Below are 22,394 nucleotides of genomic sequence, written 5' to 3' on the forward strand. Positions count from 1 at the left end.
CGTCATACGAGATTTCTGCCTGTCTCGTGGGCTCGGAGATGTGTATAAGAGACAGGGCCAGGATCTCGCCGTGCAGCATCGAGAACCAGCCGTCCCCCGCGGCGCTCCACTCCCGCCAGCCGGCCGCGATCCGCTCCGGCTCGTCCGGCTCCGCGTAGCCCCGCTCGACCACCGTCCGGCCCAGCGTGGTGCCGGTGACCCGGTCCGCCCACATCCCGCCCCACCAGGCGCGCTGCTCGGGCGTCGCGTACGTCCAGGTGGTGGCGCTCGCGGTGACCTCGGCGAAGCCGGCCGCGCGGGCCCAGGACAGCAGCCGACGGCCGGCGTCCGGCTCGCCGCCGTTGGCACGGGCGGTCCGCCGGTACAGCTCCAGCCAGCGGTCCAGCGCGGGCACCTCCGGGAACCAGGTCATCGAGGCGTAGTCGACGTCGCGCGCCGCGACCACGCCGCCGGGGGCCGTCACCCGCCGCATCTCGCGCAGCGCGGCCACCGGATCGGCCACGTGCTGCAGCACCTGGTGGGCGTGCACCACGTCGAACTCGCCGTCCCGGTACGGCAGTCGGTGGACGTCCGCCTGCTCGAACACGACCTCGGCGGCCGGCCCGCGCCCGGCGACGTACTCCGCGGCCCGCTCCAGCACCTCGGCGGAGGTGTCCACGGCCACCACCCGCCCCTCGGGGCCGACCAGCTCGGCCAGGTCGGCGGTGATCGTGCCGGGCCCGCAGCCGATGTCCAACACGGCCTGCCCGGGCCGCAGTTCGGGCAGCAGGTAGGCGGCCGAGTCGGCGGCGGTCCGGGAGCGGTGCGAGCGCAGGACGGCCTCCTGGTGGCCGTGGGTGTAGACGGCGGCGGGCTGCGGTGCGGACATGGGATCCCCCTGGTGCGTGGTCGGCTTTCCGTTCTCCTCGGCGCCTTCGACGCTACTCCCCGTCCCGCATCCCGAGAAGTTCTGTCTCATATGGTGATCGACTGGCGCCCCGCCCCCACCCGGCCGCCGTACCGTGGAGGCGCCCCCGACAGAACGGTCCCCGCCCATGCCCGGCCAGCGCCCCTTCGTCCTGCTGAGCGCCGCCGTGTCGCTCGACGGCCACCTCGACGACGCCTCCGCCGACCGGCTGCTGCTCTCCAACGCCGCCGACTTCGACCGGGTGGACGAGGAACGCGCGGCCGCCGACGCGGTCCTGGTCGGCGGCAACACCCTGCGCGCCGACAACCCGCGCCTGCTGGTCAACGACCCCGCGCGCCGGGCCGCCCGACTGGCGGCCGGCCGGCCCGAGTACCCGCTGAAGGTGACGCTCAGCGCGAGCGGCGCCCTCGACGCCGAGCTGCGGTTCTGGCACACCGGCGGCACCAAACTCGCCTACACCACGGACGCCGGGGCGGCGGTGCTGCGCCCCCGGCTGGACGGGCTGGCCGAGGTGGTCGCGCTCGGCGCCGCGGTGGACCTCGGCGCGGTGCTGGACGACCTGGGCGCGCGCGGCGTGCGCCGGCTGATGGTCGAGGGCGGCGGGGGCGTGCACACCCAGTTCCTGGCCGGGGGCCTGGCGGACGAGCTGCAGCTGGCCGTCGCCCCACTGCTGGTCGGGCAGGCCGAGGCGCCCCGGTTCGTCCGCCCCGCCGCGTTCCCGGGCGGTCCGGCCCGGCGGATGCGGCTGCTGGAGGCACGTACCGTGGGCGACGTCGTCCTGCTCAGGTACGCCCCGAAGGAGCCCGCGCCGTGAACCGCCCCGCCGCCACCGACCTCGACCACCTGCGCCGGGCCGTCGAGCTCTCCCGCCGCTGCCCGCCGTCCGAGACGGCCTTCTCGGTCGGCGCGGTGATCGTCGGCGCCGACGGCGAGGTGCTGGCGGAGGGGTACAGCCGGGAGTCGGACCCGCACGACCACGCCGAGGAGGCGGCCCTCGCCAAGCTCCCGGCCGGCGACCCCCGGCTGCGCGGGGCGACCGTCTACAGCTCGCTGGAGCCCTGCGGGCAGCGCGCCTCGCGGCCGACGCCGTGCGCCCGCCTGATCATCGCGGCGGGCGTGCCGCGGGTGGTGGTCGCCTGGCGCGAGCCGGACCTGTTCGTCACCGACTGCCAGGGCACGGCCCTGCTGGAGGCGGCCGGGGTCGAGGTGGTGGAGCTGGCGGAGCTGGCCGAGGAGGCCCGAGCGGTCAACGCCCACCTGCCCGGTTGATCTTTTGTATCATTAGGAAACAAACAGCTCACGTTCCGTTTCCCGAGGAGCCCCCATGCCCGCCGCCCCCCTCCGGCTGACCGCCCGCGCCCTCCTCCTGGACATGGACGGCACCCTGGTCGACTCCGACGCCGTGGTCGAACGCTGCTGGGGACGCTGGGCCGAGCGGCACGGCCTGGACCCGGCCGAGGTGCTCGCCGTCGCCCACGGCCGCCAGGGCCACGCGACCATGGCCGCCCTGCTGCCCGAGCGCCCGGTCGAGGTCAACCTCGCCGACAACGCGCGGATGCTCGCCGAGGAGCGCGCCGACACCGAGGGCGTCGTCCCGGTCCCCGGCGCCCCCGCCTTCCTCGCCGCACTGGCCGGCCTCCCGCACGCCCTGGTCACCTCCGCCGACGAGGCGCTCGCCCGGGTCCGGATGGACGCCGCCGGCCTGCCGCTGCCGCCCGTCCTGGTGACCGCCGAGTCCGTCGGAGCCAGCAAGCCGGACCCGGAGGGCTTCCTCAAGGGCGCCGCCGCCCTCGGCTTCGCCCCCGCCGACTGCCTCGCCTTCGAGGACTCCGGCGCCGGCATCGCCGCCGCCAAGGCCGCCGGCCTGCGCGTCGTCGGCATCGGCCCCCGCGCCGCCGCCCACCACCCGGACGCCCACGCCGACACCCTCACCACCGTCACCGTCACGCCGACCCCGGACGGCCTCCTCACCATCACCATCGGCTGACGCGACCTGCGAAAACATCCTTGCCGACGGCCGGAGTCAGCACAGAACCAGCACGGTGACGCCAGCCCGCAACTGCCGATCAGTAGTGGTAGCGGGCGGCCAGGATGATGATCTCCCGCTCCGTGACCAGGTAGACGAGACGATGCTCGTCGTCGATCCGCCGCGACCAGGCGCCGGGCAGGTGGTACTTCAGCGGCTCGGGCTTGCCGATCCCGGTGAACGGGTCACGCAGGACGTCCTCGATGAGCTTGTTGATCCGGGCGAGCATCTTGCGGTCGCTCGTGAGCCAGGAGGTGTAGTCCTCCCAGCCGGCCTCTTCGAAGACGAGCCTCACGCGGCGCCCTTCTCGACACCCGCCGCATCAGGGTCGATGAGCTCCCGCTCGGAGAGCCCTGTGCCGCCAAGGGCGTTCTCGTACGCCCTGAGCAAGCGGCGGGCGTTCGCAGGCGAGCGCAACAGGTAGGAGCCTTCACGCAGGGCGGCGTAGTCCTCGGCCGAGACGAGTACGGCGTTCCCGTGCTTGGAGACGATCTCGATGGCCTCGTGGTCGTCGTTGACCTTCTTGATCAACGGAAAGAGAGCCTTGCGCGCCTCGCTGGCAGTGATCGACATCGACTGAACTCCCTCCAAGACTGGTACCACATACCGTACCACTGAGGGAGGGTCCAGCAGGCTGAGAAGTCAGCACCAGGTCAGCACGGAAATGAGAAACGGGGCTCGCCTCAGGAGAGGCGAGCCCCGTTCGACCTGCACATTTGACAGATCAAGCCAGCTCAAGGCCATCAGACGATCACACGTTGAAGCGGAACTCCACCACGTCGCCGTCGTGCATGACGTAGTCCTTGCCCTCGATGCGGGCCTTGCCCTTGGCGCGGGCTTCGGCGATGGAGCCGGTCTCGACCAGGTCGTCGAAGGAGATCACCTCGGCCTTGATGAAGCCCTTCTGGAAGTCGGTGTGGATGACTCCGGCGGCCTCGGGGGCGGTGGCGCCCTTCTTGATGGTCCAGGCGCGGGCCTCCTTGGGGCCGGCCGTCAGGTAGGTCTGCAGGCCGAGGGTGTCGAAGCCGACGCGGGCGAGGGTGGCGAGGCCGGGCTCCTCCTGGCCCATGGACTGGAGGAGTTCGAGGGCCTCGGCGTCGTCCAGCTCGATCAGCTCGGACTCGATCTTGGCGTTGAGGAAGATCGCCTCGGCCGGGGCGACCAGCTCGCGCTGGGCGTTCTTGAAGTCCTCGTCGGCCAGCTCGGCCTCGTCCACGTTGAAGACGTAGAGGAAGGGCTTGGCGGTCAGCAGGTGGAGGTCGCGGATCGGGGCGGTGTCGAAGCCGGCCTCGAAGAGGGTCTTGCCGGTCTCCAGGATCGCCTGGGCGGCCTCGGCGGCGGCCAGGACGGGGGCGGTGTCCTTCTTGAGGCGCGCCTCCTTCTGGAGCCGCGGCAGGACCTTCTCGACGGTCTGGAGGTCGGCGAGGATCAGCTCGGTGTGGATGGTCTCGATGTCGTCCTTGGGCGACACCTTGCCGTCCACGTGCACCACGTCCGGGTCGGTGAAGGCGCGCACGACCTGGCAGATCGCGTCCGACTCGCGGATGTTGGCGAGGAACTTGTTGCCCAGGCCCTCGCCCTCGCTGGCGCCGCGCACGATGCCGGCGATGTCGACGAAGTCGACGGTGGCCGGGAGGATGCGCTGGGAGCCGAAGATCTCGGCCAGTTTGGCCAGCCGCGCGTCCGGGACGCCGACCACGCCGACGTTCGGCTCGATGGTGGCGAACGGGTAGTTGGCCGCCAGCACGTCGTTCTTGGTCAGGGCGTTGAACAGGGTCGACTTGCCGACGTTCGGCAGGCCGACGATTCCGATCGTGAGCGACATGAAGCGCAGTCCCGGGGGCTTGGAGGAGTTGGGTCGGCACCGTGCGGGCCGACCGCCAAGTCTACGGGCAGCGTCCGCGGTCCCTCACGCCTCGGTCGGCGGGCGCGGTCGACCCGTTCGAACGTGAAATCGGTCATGCGGCGGCCCCGCGCGAGGATCCGATGATCATGGCGCATGGTCTCGGCCGAGCAGGTCAGCCCATCTGAGCGACGATCACACGAGTACGCCGTCCGGAGACACGGGCCAAGGCCTGAACGGTCCATTACACAGTGTGGCGATGATCGGACCGTACGTTGGGCGGGTGGAGCAGAGCATCCGTACCCAGCCGCCAGGGCCCAGACGCCGTCCGCCGAACGGCGCGGCCGCAGCCGCCGTCCCCGGTCCAGGCCGGGCTCCCGGGACCGACGGAACCCCCGCCTCCCGGCTGCGCCCGGTGGCCGGGCCGCCCTCCGCCCGCCCGGCCGCCCCCCGGCTGCGCCTGCCGCTGCGCGGGCGCGGCGACGCGCAGCTGTACGGACGGCGGCGGACCGGCCGGCCGACCCGGCTGACGGCCGTCGGCACCGGTGTGGTCGCCGTCCTGGCCACGCTCGCGGTGGCGGGCGTGGACCGGCTGCTCTTCGACGGCCTGGGCTGGCTGTTCGGCCTGGGCTACTTGGTGGTCTGCTTCCAGCTGGCCGTCCGGGTCCGCTACGTCGACCTGCTGGCCGCGCCGATCAGCGGGCCGATCGCCTTCGCCCTGGCGCTGGTGCTGCTCGCACCGGTCAGCTCCTCGGGCGTCACCGCCCAGGTGGTCTCGCTGGCGACCGGGCTGGCGCTGCGGGCCGGCTGGCTGTTCACCGGCACCGGGCTCGCCGCGCTGATCGTGCTCGCCCGCTTCATCGCCCAGCGCCGGATCCAGCGCTCCCGCTGAGCGCCCGGGGCGCCGACGGCCGGGCCGCGGGAGCGGGCCTCAGTCCGCCGCCCGGGCCGCCGCCATGGCGGCCCCGACGATGCCGGCGTCGTTGCGCAGCTCCGCCGGCACCACCTGCGCCTCGCGGTCCTTCAGCAGCGGCAGGAACTTCTCGTGCTTGCGGCTCACCCCGCCGCCGATCACGATCAGCTGCGGCGAGAAGAGCATCTCCACCAGGTCCAGGTACTCGTCGACCCGCCCGGCCCACTGCTCCCAGGTCAGCCCGTGCCGTTCCTTGGCGGCCGAGGCGGCCCGGCGCTCGGCGTCCTTGCCGCGCAGCTCCAGGTGGCCCAGCTCGGTGTTGGGCACCAGCACGCCGTCGGTGAAGAGCGCGCTGCCGATGCCGGTGCCGAAGGTGAGCACCAGGACGACGCCCCGCCGGCCCCGCCCGGCGCCGTGCGCCATCTCGGCGAGGCCGGCCGCGTCCGCGTCGTTGAGGACGGTCGCGGGCAGGTCCAGTACCTCGCGGAAGAGCCCCTCGGCGTCCAGGCCGATCCAGCCCTTGTCCACGTTGGCCGCGGTCCTGGTCCGGCCGCCGACCACCACACCGGGGAAGGTCAGCCCGACCGGGCCGCGGTGGTCGAAGTGGCGGACCACCTCGCGGACGGCGGCGACCACGGCCTCGGGGGCGGACGGCTGCGGGGTGAGCACCTTGTGGCGTTCCTCGGCGAGCGCGCCCCGGGCGAGGTCGACCGGTGCGCCCTTGATCCCCGAGCCGCCGATGTCCACGCCGAATACCGCCGTCATCACGTCCGCCCTCCGCCGGGTGGCCGCGGACCCGCTTGTCCACAGCCTGTGCACAAAACTACGAGAGGGCGCACCGGCCCGCACAGCGGAAAACCACGCAGCGGAGAACGACGCAGCGAGAACCAGGCGACGGAAGGCCGCACAGCAGAGAGCCCGGCACCCCGCGCGGGGCACCGGGCTCTCCGGAGGCGTCAGAGCTTGCCGGCCGCCTCGGCGCGCAGGTCGCGGCGCAGCTCCTTGGGCAGCGAGAAGGTCAGGTGCTCCTCGGCGGTCTTGACGGTCTCGACCGTGTCGTAGCCGCGCGCGGCCAGGAATTCGAGCACGCCGTCGACCAGGATCTCCGGCACCGAGGCGCCGCTGGTCAGGCCGACGGTGCCGACGCCCTCCAGCCACTCCTCCCGGATCTCCTCGGCGAAGTCCACCAGGTGGGCGGCCTTGGCCCCGTACTCCAGGCCGACCTCGACCAGACGGACCGAGTTGGAGGAGTTCTTGGAGCCGACCACGATCAGCAGGTCGGTCTCGGGGGCCAGCTGCTTGACGGCGACCTGGCGGTTCTGGGTCGCGTAGCAGATGTCGTCGCTGGGCGGGCTGACCAGCGCCGGGAAGCGGTTCTTCAGCTCGCCGACGGTGGCCATGGTCTCGTCCACCGACAGGGTGGTCTGGGACAGCCAGACGACCCGGGACTCGTCCCGGACCTTCACGTTGGCGACGTCCTCGGCACCGTCCACCAGGTGGATCCGGTCCGGGGCCTCGCCCATGGTGCCGATGACCTCCTCGTGGCCCTCGTGGCCCACCAGCAGGATGTCGAAGCCCTCGTCGGCGAAGCGCACGGCCTCCTTGTGCACCTTGGTGACCAGCGGGCAGGTGGCGTCGATGGTGGCGAGCTTGCCGGCCCGCGCCTCGTCGTGGACGGACGGGGCGACACCGTGCGCGGAGAAGACCACGATCGAGCCCTCGGGCACCTCCTCCGTCTCGTCGACGAAGATCGCGCCCTTCTTCTCCAGGGTCTGGACCACGTACTTGTTGTGGACGATCTGCTTGCGGACGTAGATGGGGGCCCCGTACTGCTCCAGGGCCTTCTCCACGGCGATCACGGCGCGGTCGACTCCCGCGCAGTAGCCCCGGGGGGCGGCGAGCAGGACACGGCGCTGCGCGGTGTTGGACATGGCTCCATCGTACGGGCGGCGGCGAGCCGCGCCGCCCCGGAGCGGAGCCGCGCCGACGGCGGGCATGTTCCGTGCAGACCCGGTCACGAGTGCTCAAATGTGGTGCCTATGAGCTCTGTGAGCGAGCAGGCGACGCCGAGCGGCCTGCGCCGCACCCTGGGCGTCCGCGATCTGATGGTCTACGGACTCCTGTTCATCGCCCCGATGGCCCCGGTCGGCGTGTTCGGCGTGCTGGACGCCAAGAGCCACGGCGCCGTCGCCACCGTCTACCTGGCGGCCACCGTGGCGATGGGCTTCACCGCCTTCTCGTACGCCCAGATGGTGCGCGCGGTGCCGCAGACCGGCTCGGTGTTCGCCTACGCACGGGCCGGGCTGGGCGAGGGGCCGGGGTTCATCGCCGGCTGGATGGCGATGCTGGACTACCTGCTGATCCCGGCGGTGGCCTACCTGTTCTCCGGGATCGCCCTGCACTCGCTGGTGCCGGACGTCTCGCGCTGGCTGTGGACGGCGATCGCGGTCGTGGCGACCACCGCGCTCAACCTGATCGGGGTGCGGACGGCGGCGGTGGTCGGCTTCGCGGTGCTCGCCATGGAGATCGCGGTGCTGCTGGCATTCATGGCGGCGGCCGTGGTGGCACTCGCCCAGGACGGCGCCCGGCGCGGCTGGGACACCCCGTTCACCGCCGTCGGCGCCTTCTCGCTGACCGCCGTGATCTCCGCGGTGTCCGTCGCGGTGCTCTCCTACCTGGGCTTCGACGCGATCGCGACCTTCGTGGAGGAGGCGGTCGGCGCCTCGGCGGCGGTGGCCCGGGCGGTGCTCTGGTGCCTGGCCCTGGCCGGGGTGCTGTTCGTCGCCCAGACCTACCTGGCGGCGGTGCTGGAACCGATGAGCCCGCAGCAGCTGGCCGCCGACCCGGCGGCGCAGGGCTCGGCCTTCTACGACACCGTGGAGAGCGGCATCGGGCACTGGCTGCACGTGCTGGTCGCGGCCAGCAAGGCGATCGGCGCGGCCTTCGCGGCCCTGGCCGGGCAGGCGGCGGCCGGGCGGCTGGTCTTCGCGATGAGCCGGGACGGGCGGCTGCCACGCGTCCTCGGCGCGGTCGACCCGGCCAGCGCGGTGCCGCGCCGGGCGCTGCTGGCGGCCGCGGTGATCACCATGGCGGCGGCGGTCTGGGCGGCGAACCGGGACGACGGGCTGGACCAGCTGACCTCGGTGGTCAACGTGGGCGCGCTGACCGCCTTCGCGCTGCTGCACGCCTCGGTGATCGGCTGGTACACCGTGCGGCACGGCTCGCCGGACCGGCTGCGGCACGTGGTCGTTCCGATGCTGGGGATCGCGGTGATCGGCGCGGTGGTCTACGAGGCCTCGACCACCGCGCAGCTGGTCGGGCTGGCCTGGCTGGCGGCCGGCCTGGTGGTGCTCGGCGTCCAGGGCAGTTCGACCGGTTCGGGCGTCGGCGGTGTCGGCGGGCGCCGCTAGCCTCGTACGCATGGCCAACACCAGCTCCCCCGAAGCGCCGCTCCCGGTCGGCAAGGTCTCCGCGCTGATCGGCGGCTGGATCGACCGGCTCGGCGCGGTGTGGGTGGAGGGGCAGATCACCCAGCTCAGCCGTCGGCCCGGGGCGGGCGTGGTCTTCCTGACCCTGCGTGACCCTCAGGCGGACGTGTCGCTCACGGTGACCTGTTTCCGCTCGGTGTTCGACCAGGTCGCGGACGTCGTGCAGGAGGGCGCGCGGGTCGTCGTGCACGCCAAGCCGGAGTGGTACGCGGCGCGCGGGCAGCTGTCGATGCGCGCCTCCGAGATCCGGCCGGTGGGGCTGGGCGAGCTGCTGGCCCGGCTGGAGCAGCTGAAGCGGCGGCTCGCCGGGGAGGGCCTGTTCGCGGCCGAGCGCAAGAAGCCGCTGCCGTTCCTGCCGCAGTGCGTCGGGCTGGTCACCGGGCGCGGCTCGGCGGCCGAGCGGGACGTGCTGGAGAACGCCCGGCGGCGCTGGCCGGCCGTCCGCTTCGAGGTGCGCAACGTCCCGGTGCAGGGGGTCAGCGCGGTGGAGCGGGTGAGCGCGGCCGTACGGGAGCTGGACGAGCACCCCGAGGTGGACGTGATCATCGTGGCCCGCGGCGGCGGCAGCGTGGAGGACCTGCTGCCGTTCTCGGACGAGGGGCTGGTGCGACTGGTCGCGGCCGCCCGTACGCCGGTGGTCAGTGCGATCGGGCACGAGCCGGACCAGCCGCTGCTGGACTTCGTCGCCGACCTGCGCGCCTCCACCCCGACCGATGCCGCCAAACGAGTGGTTCCGGACGTCGGCGAGGAGCTGACCAAGGTCCACCAGCTGCGCGACCGCGCCCGCCGGCACGTGCTGGCCAGGGTCGAACGCGAGCAGCACGGGCTGGACGGGCTGCGCAGCCGCCCGTCGCTGGCCGCCCCGCACCGGATGCTGGACGGCCGCGGGCAGGAGGTCGAGGGCCTGCTGGAGCGGGCCCGGCGCACCCTGCGGCACCGGCTGGACCACGCGCAGAGCGACCTCGGGCACACCCTGGCCCGGGTGGTCGCGCTCTCCCCGGCGGCCACCCTGGAACGCGGCTACGCGGTGCTCCAGCGGGCGGACGGCACGGTGGTGACCGACCCGGCGCAGACCGCGCCCGGCGAGGGGCTGCACGCCCGGGTGGCGGGCGGCGGCTTCGACGTCACCGTCGACTAGGACTTGTCCGGTCGATCGGTCTGCCGCCTGTGCCGGTCCGCCGCCTGTGCCTGTCTGTCGGCCCCACCCCCTACGCTGGCACGCATGGCAGAGCAGCAGGAGCAGCAGGACGCGGCGGCACCGGGCCCGGACGACGCGCTGGGCTACGAGCACGCCCGGGACGCGCTGCTGGACGTCGTCCGGCAGCTGGAGAACGGCGGGACGTCGCTGGAGGAGTCGCTGGCCCTGTGGGAGCGCGGCGAGCAGCTGGCGAAGGTGTGCCAGCGCTGGCTGGACGGCGCCCGGGCCCGGTTGGACGCCGCGCTGGCCGCCGAGGAGGGCGGAGCCCCCGGCGGGGAGTGAGGCTCCACGGCGGCCGGCCGGAGGAGCGCGGCCCGCGGGGAGAGCGGGACCGGCGGGGAGCGTGAGGCGGGTCACATCCGCTTGAGGAATAGTTGAATATTCACCTATGTTGGATGACGTGATCGGCCCGGCCGGTCACACCGACGAAGCCCCCTCCCGCATGAGGTGCAGAAGCATGACGACCGACGCCCTGGCACTCGACGCCGCCGCCCAGGACCTGCTGTTCCGCGAGGCCCGCACCGCGAACACCTTCACCGACGAGCCGGTCACCGAGGAGCAGGTCCAGGCCATCTACGACCTGGTCAAGTACGGTCCGACCGCCTTCAACCAGCAGCCGCTGCGCGTCGTGCTGGTCCGCTCGGCCGAGGGCCGGGAGCGTCTCGTCCAGCACCTGGCGGACGGCAACAAGGCCAAGACCGCCGCCGCCCCGCTGGTCGCGGTCCTGGCCGCGGACCACGAGTTCCACGAGGAGCTGCCGACCCAGTTCCCGCACTTCCCGCAGGCCAAGGACGTGTTCTTCTCGGAGCGCCCGGTCCGCGAGCAGTCCGCCACGCTGAACGGCGCCCTGCAGGCCGCCTACTTCATCATCGGCGTCCGCGCCGCCGGCCTGGCCGCCGGCCCGATGACCGGCTTCGACGCCGAGGGCATCAACAAGGAGTTCTTCGCCGACGGCGACCACTCGGTGCTGGCCGTGATCAACATCGGCAAGCCGGGCGAGGACGCCTGGTTCCCGCGTTCGCCGCGCCTGGAGTACGACCAGGTCGTCACCACGGTCTGACGCACTCATGCGAGAGGGCCCCGCACCGGTTCGTCCGGTGCGGGGCCCTCCGGCGTTCCCGGGGCCCTCTGGCGTTCCCGGGGCCCCACGCGTTCCCCGGGCCGCGCGCTACTTGAGCGCCTGGGCCAGCTCGGCCAGTTCCTCGTAGGAGGCGGTGCCGGTGAGCAGGGTGGTCCCGGAGCCGCTCTGCACGGTCAGCGCGCGGGCCTTCTCGCCCTGCACCCGCTCCCAGGTGCGGCCGGCCACCTCGGAGGTGCCGTCCGGCTGACCGCCCGCGACCTTGTCGGACAGCAGCGAGTCGCGCGGCGCGTCGCTCTGCTCGACCGCCGCGTACTGGCCGGAGGGCGTCACGAAGCCCAGGTGCCAGGCGTTGCCCTTGCCATTGCTCTGATCGGCCGACCGGTAGCTGACCGAAGTCGCCCGCCACTTGTCGGGGAGCCCGTCCGGGGAGAGCAGCGGGTACGGCGCGGCGCGCTTGGCGCTGGCCGCCGCCGCCCTGTACTCGACCACGTGCACCGGGTCGCCGTTGGCGTCGTGCGGGAGGAACAGGTACCCGACCCAGACGACGAAACCGACCGCCAGCATCGACAGGACCATGTCCCGTACGGTCTGGCGGCCCCTCATGCCCTTGCTCTCTGCAGCCACCCCCACATGGTGACTCATCCACATTCCGGCCCGGTCACCCGGGGTGTCCACGTACGGGTGAACCAGGACGAAGCGGTGTTTTTCGAGCCGGCAGGGCGACCCGCGCCACAGACAGTCATCTCTTGGGCAGATACGATCGCAGAACCCTCACCACGGCGTTCGACCTGGCAGTAGTCGGGCGCTCACTGGCCGTCGCGTACAGAGAGGTAACGACGATGACCACGCAGTACCCGCACCACCTTCCCAGTGCCCTGGAGGTCGCGCCCGAGGCTCCGGACCGGAACCTCGCGCTCGAACTCGTCCGGGTCACCGAGGCCGCCGCGATGGCCGCCGGCCGGTGGGTCGGACGTGGCGACAAGAACGGCGCAGACGGCGCAGCCGTGAAGGCGATGCGCACCCTGGTCTCGACCGTGTCGATGAACGGCGTGGTCGTCATCGGCGAGGGCGAGAAGGACGAAGCCCCGATGCTCTACAACGGCGAGCGGGTCGGCGACGGCACCGGCGCCGAGTGCGACGTCGCCGTGGACCCGGTGGACGGCACCACCCTCACCGCCAAGGGCATGAACAACGCCGTGGCCGTGCTGGCCGTAGCCGACCGCGGCACCATGTTCGACCCCAGCGCCGTGTTCTACATGGACAAGCTGGTGGCCGGCCCGGAGGCCGCCGAATTCGTCGACATCACCGCCCCGGCGGCGGTCAACATCCGCCGGGTCGCCAAGGCCAAGGGCAGCGCCGTCGAGGACGTCACCGTCGTCGTGCTCGACCGCCCGCGCCACGACGGCCTGGTCCGGGAGATCCGCGAGGCGGGCGCCCGGATCAAGTTCATCTCCGACGGCGACGTGGCCGGAGCCATCATGGCCGCCCGCGAAGGCACCGGCGTCGACCTGCTGATGGGCATCGGCGGCACCCCGGAGGGCATCATCGCGGCCTGCGCGATGAAGTGCATGGGCGGCGTGATCCAGGGCCGGCTGTGGCCCAAGGACGACGCCGAGCGGCAGAAGGCCCTCGACGCCGGCCACGACCTGGACCGGGTGCTCACCACCGACGACCTGGTCAGCGGCGAGAACGTGTTCTTCGTCGCCACCGGCATCACCGACGGCGAGCTACTGCGCGGTGTGCACTACCGCTCGGAGACCGCCACCACCAGCTCGCTGGTGATGCGCTCCAAGAGCGGCACGATCCGCGAGATCAACTCCACCCACAAGCTCTCGAAGCTGCGGGCCTACAGCGCGATCGACTTCGACCGCGCCAACTGATCGACCGCGCCGACCGACGCGCCCGGCGGACGGGGCGCTCAGGTCACTGGGCCCTCACGTAACTGGGCGCTCAGGTAACTCGGCACTCGGCGAACAGGGCACTCACGGAACAGCGCGCAGCGGCCCCGGCGGAATCCCCCTCCGCCGGGGCCGCGGCACGTCCGGACCCGGGCCTTCGGCCACCCGGTCCGCGACGCCGGCGTCTTCGGCCGGCCGTCACCCGGCTATCCGGGCCCGCGCGGCCGCCGTCACCCGGGCCGCCTCGATCAACTCCCCGTCCCGGCGGCGGCGCCGGGCCAGCACCACCCGCCGCTCGGCGGCCGTCAGCCCGCCCCAGACCCCGTACGGCTCCGGCTGCGCCAGCGCGTGCTCGCGGCACTCCAGCAGCACCGGGCAGCGGGCACAGACCCGCTTGGCCTGCTCCTCCCGGGACAGCCTGGCCGCCGTCGGCTCCTTGGACGGCGCGAAGAACAGCCCCACCTCGTCCCGCCGGCAGGCCGCACCGGTGTGCCAGGGATTGTCCTCGCCCGCAGCGGCACCCGCCTGGCCGCCCGGGGGCTGCGGTTGCGGACGGACGCCGGTACGGCGCTCCAGCAACTGCGCGGCGGCGACGGGCGAAGTGGTGCGGGACTCGATCGGATGCAGCACGGCCGTACTCCTGACGAGGCTCTCGGACACGGGGAACCTCGCTCCCCTGCCCGGCTGCGAGCCCCCGCTGTCGAACCCTCCGGAACGGCCGCTGGGCCGCCTCCGGTGCGCAGCCGCACAAGAAGCGATGTGCGGAAGGAACTACCCCGCCCCGCCGCGATTCATGCACACTGCACGCAATCGACTACGGAGTGCACCGGCCGCAACGCCGAGCGCCCGACCGGGAGTTGATTCGCGGTCGGGCGCTCGGCAGGTCAACAGCTACTCATCGGTACCGAGTTGGCGGCGCACCCACTCCTTGAGCTTCTTGCCCTGGCGCGGCTTGGCGGTGCAACCGCCGAACATCGCAAGGCCCTTGACCCGGACAACCGGAGCGTACGGGTCCGCCGCGGTCTGCTCGCGGACGTCGAAACCGCCGAACAGGCCGACCCCGCCGCCGTGCAGGCTGACGTTCTCCGGCACCCGGACCTCGACCCCGCCGAACATCGCCATGACGACGATCTCCACCTCGGGAGACTCGAACACGGCGTCGCTCAGGTCGATCTCCACGCCGCCGAACGCGGCGAAGGCCTTCAGGTGCGAACCCACCCGCCAGCGGCCCTTGCGGGACGCGCCGCCGAAGATCGCCACCACCGAGGGCGACTCCTGGCGCGCGGGCGGCTGCGGCGCCGACGACGCCGGGGCCGCACCCAGCGGCTGCTTCTCGAAGGAGAGCGGGCGGGCCGGCAGGTCCCGGGTCAGCGGCGCCAACTCGCCGAAGGTCTTGGCGGCGTACGCGGCCTCGATCCGCTCGGCGTGCTCGTCCGCGTCCAGCCGGCCCTCGGCGTACGCGTCCCGCAGCAGTTCCGCGACCCGCTCGCGGTCGGCGTCCGAGACCCGCATCTCCGCCTGCGCCACCGGGGCGTGCGAAGGCTGCGGCCCGGCCTCGGACTTGGGCTCGGACGTGGCCTCGGGCTTGAGTTCAGGCCCGAGTTCGGGCTTGGCCTCGGGTTTTGCCTCGGGTTTGGTCATCGGTACGGGCGCCGGCACCGGCGGCTGCCCCGGATCGTCGTGCGACGGCGAGTTGTCCACGGGCTCAGCCTAGTCGCTCGCACTCCAGCCCGAGTGAGCCCCGTCACGCAAGGCTGACCTGTCCGCATGCCGCCTGCGCCCGGGTCCTACCCTGGATGGTGCTTCGCCGACGCAGCCGGATCACTGGATAGCTAAGGACCGCCCCGATGGCTCCCACGCCAGACTTCGAGTACAGCGACCTCCTCCCCCTGGGCGCTGACCCGACCCCGTACCGCAAGCTGACCTCCGAGGGTGTCTCCACCTTCGAGGCCGGCGGCCGGACCTTCCTCCAGGTCGAGCCCGAGGCGCTGCGGCTGCTCACGGCCGAGGCGATGCACGACATCTCGCACTACCTGCGCCCCGCCCACCTCGCCCAGCTGCGCCGCATCCTGGACGACCCGGAGGCCAGCCCCAACGACCGCTTCGTCGCGCTCGACCTGCTGAAGAACGTGAACATCTCGGCCGGCGGCATCCTCCCGATGTGCCAGGACACCGGCACCGCGATCGTCATGGGCAAGCGCGGCCAGAACGTGCTCACCGAGGGCGGCGACGAGTCCGCCATCGCGCGCGGCGTGTACGACGCGTACACCAAGCTCAACCTGCGCTACTCCCAGATGGCCCCGGTGACCATGTGGGACGAGAAGAACACCGGCAACAACCTGCCGGCCCAGATCGAGCTGTACGCCACCGACGGCGACGCGTACAAGTTCCTCTTCATGGCCAAGGGCGGCGGCTCCGCCAACAAGTCGTACCTGTACCAGGAGACCAAGGCCATCCTGAACGAGGCGAGCATGCTCTCGTTCCTGGAGCAGAAGATCCGCTCGCTCGGCACCGCGGCCTGCCCGCCGTACCACCTGGCCATCGTGATCGGCGGCACCAGCGCCGAGTTCGCGCTGAAGACCGCCAAGTACGCCTCGGCGCACTACCTGGACAACCTGCCGACCTCGGGCGACGCCAAGACCGGCCACGGCTTCCGCGACCTGGAGCTGGAGGCCAAGGTCACCGAGCTGACCCAGAAGATCGGCATCGGCGCCCAGTTCGGTGGCAAGTACTTCTGCCACGACGTGCGCGTGGTGCGCCTGCCGCGGCACGGCGCCTCACTACCGGTCGCCATGGCCGTCTCCTGCTCCGCCGACCGCCAGGCGCTCGGCAAGATCACCGCCGAGGGCGTCTTCCTGGAGCAGCTGGAGACCGACCCGGCCAAGTACCTGCCGGACACCACCGACGAGCACCTGGACGACGACGTGGTGCGCGTCGACCTCGACCAGCCGATGTCCGCGATCCGCGCCGAACTCTCCAAGTACCCGGTGAAGACCCGCCTCTCGCTCACCGGCACCCTGGTCGTCGCCCGCGACATCGCCCACGCCAAGATCAAGGAGCGCCTGGACGCCGGCGAGGGCATGCCCAAGTACCTCCAGGACCACCCGGTCTACTACGCGGGCCCGGCCAAGACCCCCGAGGGCTACGCCTCCGGCTCCTTCGGCCCCACCACGGCCGGCCGGATGGACTCCTACGTCGACCAGTTCCAGGCGGCCGGCGGCTCGATGGTCATGCTCGCCAAGGGCAACCGCAGCAAGCAGGTCACCGACGCCTGCGCCCAGCACGGCGGCTTCTACCTCGGCTCCATCGGCGGCCCGGCGGCCCGCCTCGCCCAGGACTGCATCAAGAAGGTCGAGGTCCTGGAGTACGCCGAACTCGGCATGGAGGCCGTCTGGCGCATCGAGGTCAAGGACTTCCCGGCGTTCATCGTGGTGGACGACAAGGGCAACGACTTCTTCCGCGAGACCACCGAGGGCCCGCTGATCACCAACCTCCGCGTCCGCTCCAAGGAGTAGCCGCCTCCAGGGAGCAGCCGCCTCCCAGGAACAGCCGGCTCCAAGGAGTAGCCCCACGCGCCCCGTTGCCGCCCCGACCGCCCCCGCGGTCGGGGCGGTGGCGTGTTCACGCGTCGAAGTCGTACTCCAGGACGTAGGAGGCGGCGTCCAGGATCATCTCGTTGAGTTCGACGACCTGGCCCTCGTCGGCGAAGGCGGTGCGGCAGATCAGGATCACCGGGGTGCCGGCGGACAGCTCCAGGCGGGTGGACTCCTCCGTGCTGGGCATCCGGGAGCGGACCTCCTCGCGGAAGTGCACGGGCTTGGCGCCGATCTCGGCCAGCCGGGCGTAGGTGCCACCGGGGCCGGTGTCCTCGCGGGTGATGGCCGTGCCGGCCACCAGGCCCGCGGGCAGGTACGAGGTCGAGAGCAGCACCGGCTTGCCGTCCAGGACGAAGCGGCGGTGCCGTACACACATCGGGGTGCCCGGGTCCACCCCGAGCACCCGGCACACGTGCTCGGGCGCGGCCCGCTCGGTGACGGAGACCTGGTCGACCACCAGGGTGCGGTTGTCGATGTCCGCCGACCATATCGACCGGCCGGAGCCCCACTGCCCCTGCGCCAGCCGCTGGATGCCGCGACGGCGCAACGGCCGGAAGTCCCGGACGAACACCCCGGCGCCGCGGCGCGCCTCGGCGATGCCCTCGCTCTGCAGCACGCCCAGCGCCTGGCGGGCCGTCATCCGGGCGACGCCGTACTCGTCCATGAGGTCGTTCTCGCCGGGCAGCCGGTCACCCGCGCGGTACCGGCCGGTGTCGATGGCCGCCTTCAGCGCGTCGGCGATCCGCTGGTACTTGGGCTGTTTGTCGCCACTGCTGCCGGTCATCGCCGCTCCCTCTCCCTCGGACAAATCGTAGGCGCGCGTCCGGCCGCCGGTAAGCAGATACGACCGTTGACATCTCTAGAGATTTTAGCTTCTCTAGAGATGCTGGCCAGTCGCCTACCGGAGCGAGGAGCACAGCGGTGAGCATCCGACAGCGCAACACCCCGGCCTACCGACCGCGCGTGGGTGAACTCGTCCTCGACCGGAGGACCGGACGCACCGGCATCTACATGGACACGATCGGCGGCGAGCTCTACCTGCGCCCCGAGAGAGGCGGCCGGGAATGGGCCGTCGAACCGCACCACGTCTCGCCCGTTCCCGGACCCCGCGAATCAGCCGAATACGATCTTCCCCGCTAATTGCGGCAAAAAGCACGCAAACTGCAGCATTCCGGCCCGGCAATCCCGCCGGTGAATCCGGAATTCCGGAACGCCCCACACCCGCCGCCGGGCACGTTACGGATAACATCCGTCACCATGCGTGCATCACGGACCGGATTCGGCCACCGCGATCCACCCATACACGAATTGGCGCGCACATAGCCAACAGCGCCCCCGCACCCGGACAGGGGCACGGGGGCACTCGGCCGGGACGGCTTACGGGTGGCCGCCGACGAGAGTCGCAAAGGCTCCAGTGGCGGTTGCCACGTAGCCAGCGGTCACAACGACGGTCGACACGGCGACCACGGCAACCCGACGGAGCATGCTCATGCAATCCCTCCAACTCACAAGGCCCACTCTCATGAGTGAACGTCAGTTCGACACTACATGCCGCCAGTCGTGACGTCCCAGCACTGACCTCAAGTGCCCCCGCGCCCGGACGGGGGCGCGGGGGCACTCGGCCGGAACGGCTTACGGGTGGCCCATGATGATGTTCTCCGGCTTGTACTTCTTGCCCGGCTCACCAGTGGCCGGCGTGGTGGGTTCCACCACGGGGCCGGTCTCACCGCCGAAGACCTCGTTCTCGATCGCCGTCTTCTCGGCGTCGGTCGGAGCGGTGTACTCGGTCGGGTTCGAGGACGCGGTCACTGCGCCCTCGACAGCCTTGCCCGCCTCCACAGCGGCGGCCGGGGCATCGGTCTGCGCCGCGTTCTCGGGCGTCGACTGCACCGGGGTCTCGCTCTGGTCGTTGGCCATTGGGCGGCCGCCTTTCGGTCATCAATTGTGTTCAGCCCGGCCTCTGTGGCGCGGGCGCGCGGACAGTATCGTAGGGTTGATTAAATGTCCGATAAACATCGTGCGGCTTGCGGTGCCGTCCGGCAGAGTCGGGCGTCCGCCTAAGCTGAAGCACCACGGCGGACCGCCGAGCGCCCTTTCACGGAATCGACACCACAGGCCATCGGGGGACTTCATGGAGTTTCGGGAGACGCCGCCGACCCCTGCGCTGCGCTTCCAAGTCCTCGGTCCGGTCCAGGCCTGGCTCGACGGCAGACCCCTTTCCTTGGGATCCCCCCAGCAACAGGCCGTTCTGACCACCCTCCTGCTGCATTCCGGACGTCCGGTCACCACGCAGGACCTGGTCGACGCGCTCTGGGGCGAGCGGCCCCCAGCGCAGGCCGTAGCCGCCCTGCGCACCTACGTCTCCCGCCTGCGCTCCGTCATCGAGCCCCGGCGTGAGGTCCGACGACCCGCCGAGCTGCTGGTCTCGGTCGCCGACGGCTACGCGCTGCGCATCCCGGGCGAGGCCCTCGACCTGACGGTCTTCGAGCGGCTCTCCGCCGAGGCCACGACCGCTCGGAGCGCAGGCGACAAGCACGAGGCGCACCGCCTGCTCACCCAGGCGCTCGACCTGTTCAGCGGCCGTCCGCTCACCGGGATCCCCGGCCCATACGCCGATGTCCAGCGGCTGCGGCTCGCCGAGCGCCAGGTGGCCGCCGCCGAGGAACGGTGCGCCGCCGCCCTCGACGTCGGCCTGCACGCCGAGGTCGTGGGCGAGCTCAACAGCCTGACTGCCGAACACCCGCTGCGCGAGCGCCTGCGCGAGCTGCTGATGCTGGCGCTGTACCGCTGCGGGCGCCAGGCCGAGGCGCTCGGCGTCTACACCGACACCCGCAAGCTGCTGATCGAGGAGCTCGGGGTCGAACCGGGTGCGGGTCTGTCCTCGATGCACACCCGCATCCTCGCGGCCGACCCGGCGCTCACACTTCCGGCCGCAGCCGCTCCCGCCGTCCGCGAGGACGGTCCGGCCACGCCGCCGGCCCCGGCCCAACTCCCCGCCGATGTCTCTGACTTCAGCGGACGCACCGAGCTGGTGAGCGACCTCTCGACAGTCCTGATGAACGCCACCGGCCAGGCCGTGGTGGTCACCTCGCTGGCCGGTATCGGCGGGGTCGGCAAGACGACCCTCGCGGTCCACGTCGCCCATCGCGTCCGCGCCGAGTTCCCCGACGGGCAGTTGTACGTCGACCTGCGCGGAGCCGGCGCCTCGCCCGCCGACCCGGTGGTCGTGCTGGGCGACTTTCTGCACGCACTCGGTGTCACCGAGAACCCCGACTCGCTCGAACAACGCGCTGCGCTGTACCGCTCGCTGCTCGCCAACCGGCGGATGCTCATCCTGCTCGACAACGCACGCGACGCCGACCAGATCCAGCCCCTCATCCCCGGTGTCTCCGGCTGCGCGGTCCTCGCCACCAGCCGCTCCCGGCTGGCCGGGATCCCCGGCGCCCAGCTGTTCGACGTCGAGGAACTGACCCCGGACGAGGCCCTGGCGCTGTTCGCGGCCATCGTCGGCGAGCACCGGGTCGCCGCTGAGCCGGAGGCGGCCATGAAGGTGGTCACCGCGTGCGGCTTCCTTCCGCTGGCCGTCCGCATCGCCGCCGCCCGGCTGGCCAGCCGCCCCCGCTGGAGCGTCTCCGACCTGGCCCGTCGGTTAGCGGACCAGCGCCGCCGGCTGGACGAGCTCCAGCTCGGCAACCTCGCCGTGGAGACCACCATCGGCCTCGGCTACGGACAGCTGTCCGAGCCCGAGGCCCGCGCCTTTCGACTCCTCGCCCTGATCGACTCCCCCGACATCCCGCTGACGGCCGCCGCGGCGCTGCTCGGCGTGGACGAGTACGCCGCCGAGGACCTCGCCGAGGCACTGGTCGAGGCGAACATGCTGGAGTGCTTCACTCCCGGCCGCTACCGCTACCACGACCTGCTCCGCCTCTACGCCCAGCGGCAGAACGAGCGGATCGGGGACACCGAGGATCAGGAGCGGGCGGTACTGCGACTGCTCGAACTGCTCATACCGACCGTACGCAACGCGGCCCAGGTCATCGAGCCGGACGACGCCGAGCCTGAGCTGCTGACGACGCCCTCCGCGCCGGGGATCGATCTGCCGACCAGCGGCTCCGCTCAGGACTGGCTCCGGGCCGAGGGCGCCCTGTTGCTCAGCGCCATGTCGGCGGCAGCGAACGGGCCCCGCGCCTCACAGCACGCGGCGATCGACTTGCTGATCCTCCTGTACGGCCTCGGCCCGGACCCCACTCACGGCCCCCAGGTCCGGCCGATCCTGGAGACCGTCGGCCGCGAGGCGGAAGGCCGCGACGACAGCGCCGCGCTCGCCCGGGTGCACTTCGCCCTCGGCGCTCTGCAAGCTGTCACCAGCGACTTCCAGGGCGCTGAGCACTCGCTGCGTCGTAGCCTCGACCACCAGTCACCGGACGACCCGTCCGTCCTGCTCCTGGCCACCGCCAACACGCTGGGCGTGATCCTGAGCGTGGGCAACCGTCCGGCCGAGGCCCTGCCGGTCCTGGAGCAGGCCCGCGCCACCGGCCGGGCGGTCGGCACGGCTATGGGCGAGGCCCGGATCGTCAGCAACATCGCCCGGGTGCAGCACCGCCTGGGCATGACCGAGACGGCGATCCGCTCCGCCGAGGACGGTGTCGCCGCCGCGCGGGCGTCCAAGAACGGCCCGCTGCTCGCCCAGACCCTCTACCAGCTGGGCGTGGTGCTCTCCGGCATCGAGGCCGTCCCGCACCTGCGGGAGGCGCACCGGCTCTACCAGTCCCAGCAGAACCCCCTCTGGGAGGGCTACACCCTGGCCCGCCTGGCTTCCGCGCTGATCGTCGCCGAGCAGCACGCCGACGCCGCGTCGGCGGCGGGCGAGTCGCTGGCGATCGCGCAGGAGCTGGACTCGGCCTACTGCCAGGGCCTGGCCAATGCCGCGCTCGGCGAGGCGCTACTGGTCCTCGCCCAGCCCGCGCGCGGCCTCGCGTGCCTCCAGGAGGCGCACGCGATCTTCACCCGGCTCGGTGTGCCAGAGGCCTCCCCCGTGGCGGACCTCATCTCCCGACAGCAGCACACCGAGCCCTTCCCTCCCCCCGCGCCGTAAGGCCTCCGTTTTTCCCCCCACGGAGGGCCTCCCCCGATCTGCGCGTCGGCGCTCCCGCAGCCCCCCGGCTGCGGGAGCGCCCTCAACGCTTCCCCGGCGCTGGACTCCACTGTGCACCGCACCGATTGACGTTTGATAAACGTCAGATTGTCAGCCTGCGGACCGGGAAAACCGCAGGTCGCCGGCGCCAACCCGGCGCGCCGTGCGGCGTGCGGGGCCCCGCGCACCACCCCGGCCCGCACCGTCGTGCTTCCGCGACCCCGGCCACAATGCCCCAAGCGCGACGAGTTGGCCGAAAAGGGACCCCATGGCGCAGTGATCACGCATATTCTCAGATGCCAGTACGCAC

Annotated in this window: 21 protein-coding genes and 1 pseudogene; 11 read left to right on the plus strand and 11 right to left on the minus strand. The window is 72.1% G+C overall.

The annotated features are described in order from the left end of the window. The coding region (locus OP86_RS22855) for a methyltransferase domain-containing protein (RefSeq protein WP_063832432.1) at window positions 1–868 on the minus strand (868 nt) is incomplete at its 3' end. 166 nt (window positions 869–1,034) lie between these two features. Here OP86_RS22855 and OP86_RS38280 point away from each other — a divergent pair. Both OP86_RS38280 and OP86_RS22870 read left to right on the plus strand, forming a co-directional pair. Beyond that, window positions 1,035–2,176, plus strand: a pseudogene (locus OP86_RS38280) (dihydrofolate reductase family protein). 55 nt (window positions 2,177–2,231) lie between these two features. Next, window positions 2,232–2,894 (plus strand): HAD-IA family hydrolase, encoded by a 663-nt coding sequence (locus OP86_RS22870; RefSeq protein WP_030055332.1) that lies wholly within the window; start codon window positions 2,232–2,234, stop codon window positions 2,892–2,894. A gap of 79 nt (window positions 2,895–2,973) precedes the next feature. On the opposite strand, the gene OP86_RS22875 is transcribed toward OP86_RS22870, so the two are convergent. The 3 genes from OP86_RS22875 to ychF all read right to left on the minus strand — a co-directional run bounded on the left by OP86_RS22875 (window position 2,974) and on the right by ychF (window position 4,758). After that, window positions 2,974–3,228, minus strand: coding sequence for a Txe/YoeB family addiction module toxin (locus OP86_RS22875; RefSeq protein WP_030055333.1), 255 nt, complete (start codon window positions 3,226–3,228; stop codon window positions 2,974–2,976). Then, window positions 3,225–3,506, minus strand: coding sequence for a type II toxin-antitoxin system Phd/YefM family antitoxin (locus OP86_RS22880; RefSeq protein ID WP_030055334.1), 282 nt, complete (start codon window positions 3,504–3,506; stop codon window positions 3,225–3,227). Before OP86_RS22880 ends, OP86_RS22875 begins: the two co-directional genes overlap by 4 nt. Before the next feature lie 178 nt (window positions 3,507–3,684). Continuing rightward, on the minus strand, window positions 3,685–4,758 hold the full coding sequence (gene ychF / locus OP86_RS22885) for a redox-regulated ATPase YchF (RefSeq protein ID WP_030055335.1): 1,074 nt from the start codon (window positions 4,756–4,758) through the stop codon (window positions 3,685–3,687). A gap of 301 nt (window positions 4,759–5,059) precedes the next feature. Here ychF and OP86_RS22890 point away from each other — a divergent pair, with 301 nt between their 5' ends. Then, window positions 5,060–5,668: a DUF6542 domain-containing protein gene (locus OP86_RS22890; RefSeq protein ID WP_157849819.1), complete on the plus strand. Its 609-nt coding sequence runs from the start codon at window positions 5,060–5,062 to the stop codon at window positions 5,666–5,668. A 39-nt stretch (window positions 5,669–5,707) separates the two neighbouring features. Here the strand turns inward: OP86_RS22890 and ppgK are convergent, their stop codons facing one another. Together ppgK and OP86_RS22900 are read right to left on the minus strand one after the other, a co-directional pair. Next, on the minus strand, window positions 5,708–6,454 hold the full coding sequence (ppgK, locus tag OP86_RS22895; protein WP_030055337.1) for a polyphosphate--glucose phosphotransferase: 747 nt from the start codon (window positions 6,452–6,454) through the stop codon (window positions 5,708–5,710). A 191-nt stretch (window positions 6,455–6,645) separates the two neighbouring features. Beyond that, window positions 6,646–7,620 (minus strand): 4-hydroxy-3-methylbut-2-enyl diphosphate reductase, encoded by a 975-nt coding sequence (locus OP86_RS22900; protein ID WP_030055338.1) that lies wholly within the window; start codon window positions 7,618–7,620, stop codon window positions 6,646–6,648. Window positions 7,621–7,728: 108 nt separating this feature from the next. Here OP86_RS22900 and OP86_RS22905 point away from each other — a divergent pair, with 108 nt between their 5' ends. The 4 genes from OP86_RS22905 (at window position 7,729) to OP86_RS22920 (ending at window position 11,435) form a co-directional block, all read left to right on the plus strand. Continuing rightward, window positions 7,729–9,099 carry an APC family permease gene (locus OP86_RS22905; protein ID WP_030055339.1) on the plus strand — a complete coding sequence of 457 codons (1,371 nt, stop codon included), beginning with the start codon at window positions 7,729–7,731 and terminating at the stop codon, window positions 9,097–9,099. A gap of 10 nt (window positions 9,100–9,109) precedes the next feature. Next, window positions 9,110–10,315: an exodeoxyribonuclease VII large subunit gene (gene xseA, locus OP86_RS22910; protein WP_030055340.1), complete on the plus strand. Its 1,206-nt coding sequence runs from the start codon at window positions 9,110–9,112 to the stop codon at window positions 10,313–10,315. An 84-nt stretch (window positions 10,316–10,399) separates the two neighbouring features. Beyond that, entirely contained in the window at window positions 10,400–10,657 is a 258-nt protein-coding gene (locus tag OP86_RS22915) for an exodeoxyribonuclease VII small subunit (protein ID WP_030055341.1), read from the plus strand. 175 nt (window positions 10,658–10,832) lie between these two features. Next, window positions 10,833–11,435: a malonic semialdehyde reductase gene (locus OP86_RS22920; protein ID WP_030055342.1), complete on the plus strand. Its 603-nt coding sequence runs from the start codon at window positions 10,833–10,835 to the stop codon at window positions 11,433–11,435. Between the two features lie 108 nt (window positions 11,436–11,543). Here OP86_RS22920 and OP86_RS22925 read toward each other — a convergent pair whose 3' ends face one another. Next, complete coding sequence (locus OP86_RS22925) at window positions 11,544–12,080, minus strand: DUF4245 domain-containing protein (RefSeq protein WP_234435001.1); 537 nt, start codon at window positions 12,078–12,080, stop codon at window positions 11,544–11,546. Between the two features lie 215 nt (window positions 12,081–12,295). Here OP86_RS22925 and glpX point away from each other — a divergent pair, with 215 nt between their 5' ends. Then, entirely contained in the window at window positions 12,296–13,336 is a 1,041-nt protein-coding gene (gene glpX, locus OP86_RS22930; RefSeq protein ID WP_030055344.1) for a class II fructose-bisphosphatase, read from the plus strand. Between the two features lie 216 nt (window positions 13,337–13,552). On the opposite strand, the gene OP86_RS22935 is transcribed toward glpX, so the two are convergent. Both OP86_RS22935 and OP86_RS22940 read right to left on the minus strand, forming a co-directional pair. Then, window positions 13,553–13,930 (minus strand): WhiB family transcriptional regulator, encoded by a 378-nt coding sequence (locus tag OP86_RS22935; RefSeq protein WP_063832435.1) that lies wholly within the window; start codon window positions 13,928–13,930, stop codon window positions 13,553–13,555. Between the two features lie 315 nt (window positions 13,931–14,245). After that, the gene (locus OP86_RS22940; RefSeq protein WP_234435000.1) at window positions 14,246–15,055 is read right to left on the minus strand and encodes a DUF1707 domain-containing protein; all 810 of its coding nucleotides are present in this window, start codon (window positions 15,053–15,055) and stop codon (window positions 14,246–14,248) included. 146 nt (window positions 15,056–15,201) lie between these two features. Between OP86_RS22940 and OP86_RS22945 the strand changes: the two genes are divergently transcribed. After that, a complete protein-coding gene (locus OP86_RS22945; protein WP_030055347.1) occupies window positions 15,202–16,869 on the plus strand; it encodes a fumarate hydratase in 1,668 nt (555 codons plus the stop codon). Window positions 16,870–16,975: 106 nt separating this feature from the next. Here the strand turns inward: OP86_RS22945 and OP86_RS22950 are convergent, their stop codons facing one another. Beyond that, window positions 16,976–17,734, minus strand: a complete 759-nt coding sequence (locus OP86_RS22950; RefSeq protein WP_030055348.1) for a GntR family transcriptional regulator — start codon at window positions 17,732–17,734, stop codon at window positions 16,976–16,978. A 137-nt stretch (window positions 17,735–17,871) separates the two neighbouring features. Between OP86_RS22950 and OP86_RS22955 the strand changes: the two genes are divergently transcribed. After that, window positions 17,872–18,090 carry a hypothetical protein gene (locus tag OP86_RS22955; protein WP_051830444.1) on the plus strand — a complete coding sequence of 73 codons (219 nt, stop codon included), beginning with the start codon at window positions 17,872–17,874 and terminating at the stop codon, window positions 18,088–18,090. A 492-nt stretch (window positions 18,091–18,582) separates the two neighbouring features. Here the strand turns inward: OP86_RS22955 and OP86_RS37235 are convergent, their stop codons facing one another. Continuing rightward, window positions 18,583–18,867 (minus strand): hypothetical protein, encoded by a 285-nt coding sequence (locus OP86_RS37235; protein ID WP_030055350.1) that lies wholly within the window; start codon window positions 18,865–18,867, stop codon window positions 18,583–18,585. A 304-nt stretch (window positions 18,868–19,171) separates the two neighbouring features. On the opposite strand from OP86_RS37235, the gene OP86_RS22965 reads away from it, so the two are divergent. Further along, a complete protein-coding gene (locus OP86_RS22965; RefSeq protein ID WP_051830445.1) occupies window positions 19,172–22,045 on the plus strand; it encodes an AfsR/SARP family transcriptional regulator in 2,874 nt (957 codons plus the stop codon). Window positions 22,046–22,394 lie beyond the last annotated feature (349 nt).

It is taken from the genome of Streptomyces novaecaesareae, from assembly GCF_000716875.1.
Classification (GTDB): domain Bacteria; phylum Actinomycetota; class Actinomycetes; order Streptomycetales; family Streptomycetaceae; genus Kitasatospora; species Kitasatospora novaecaesareae.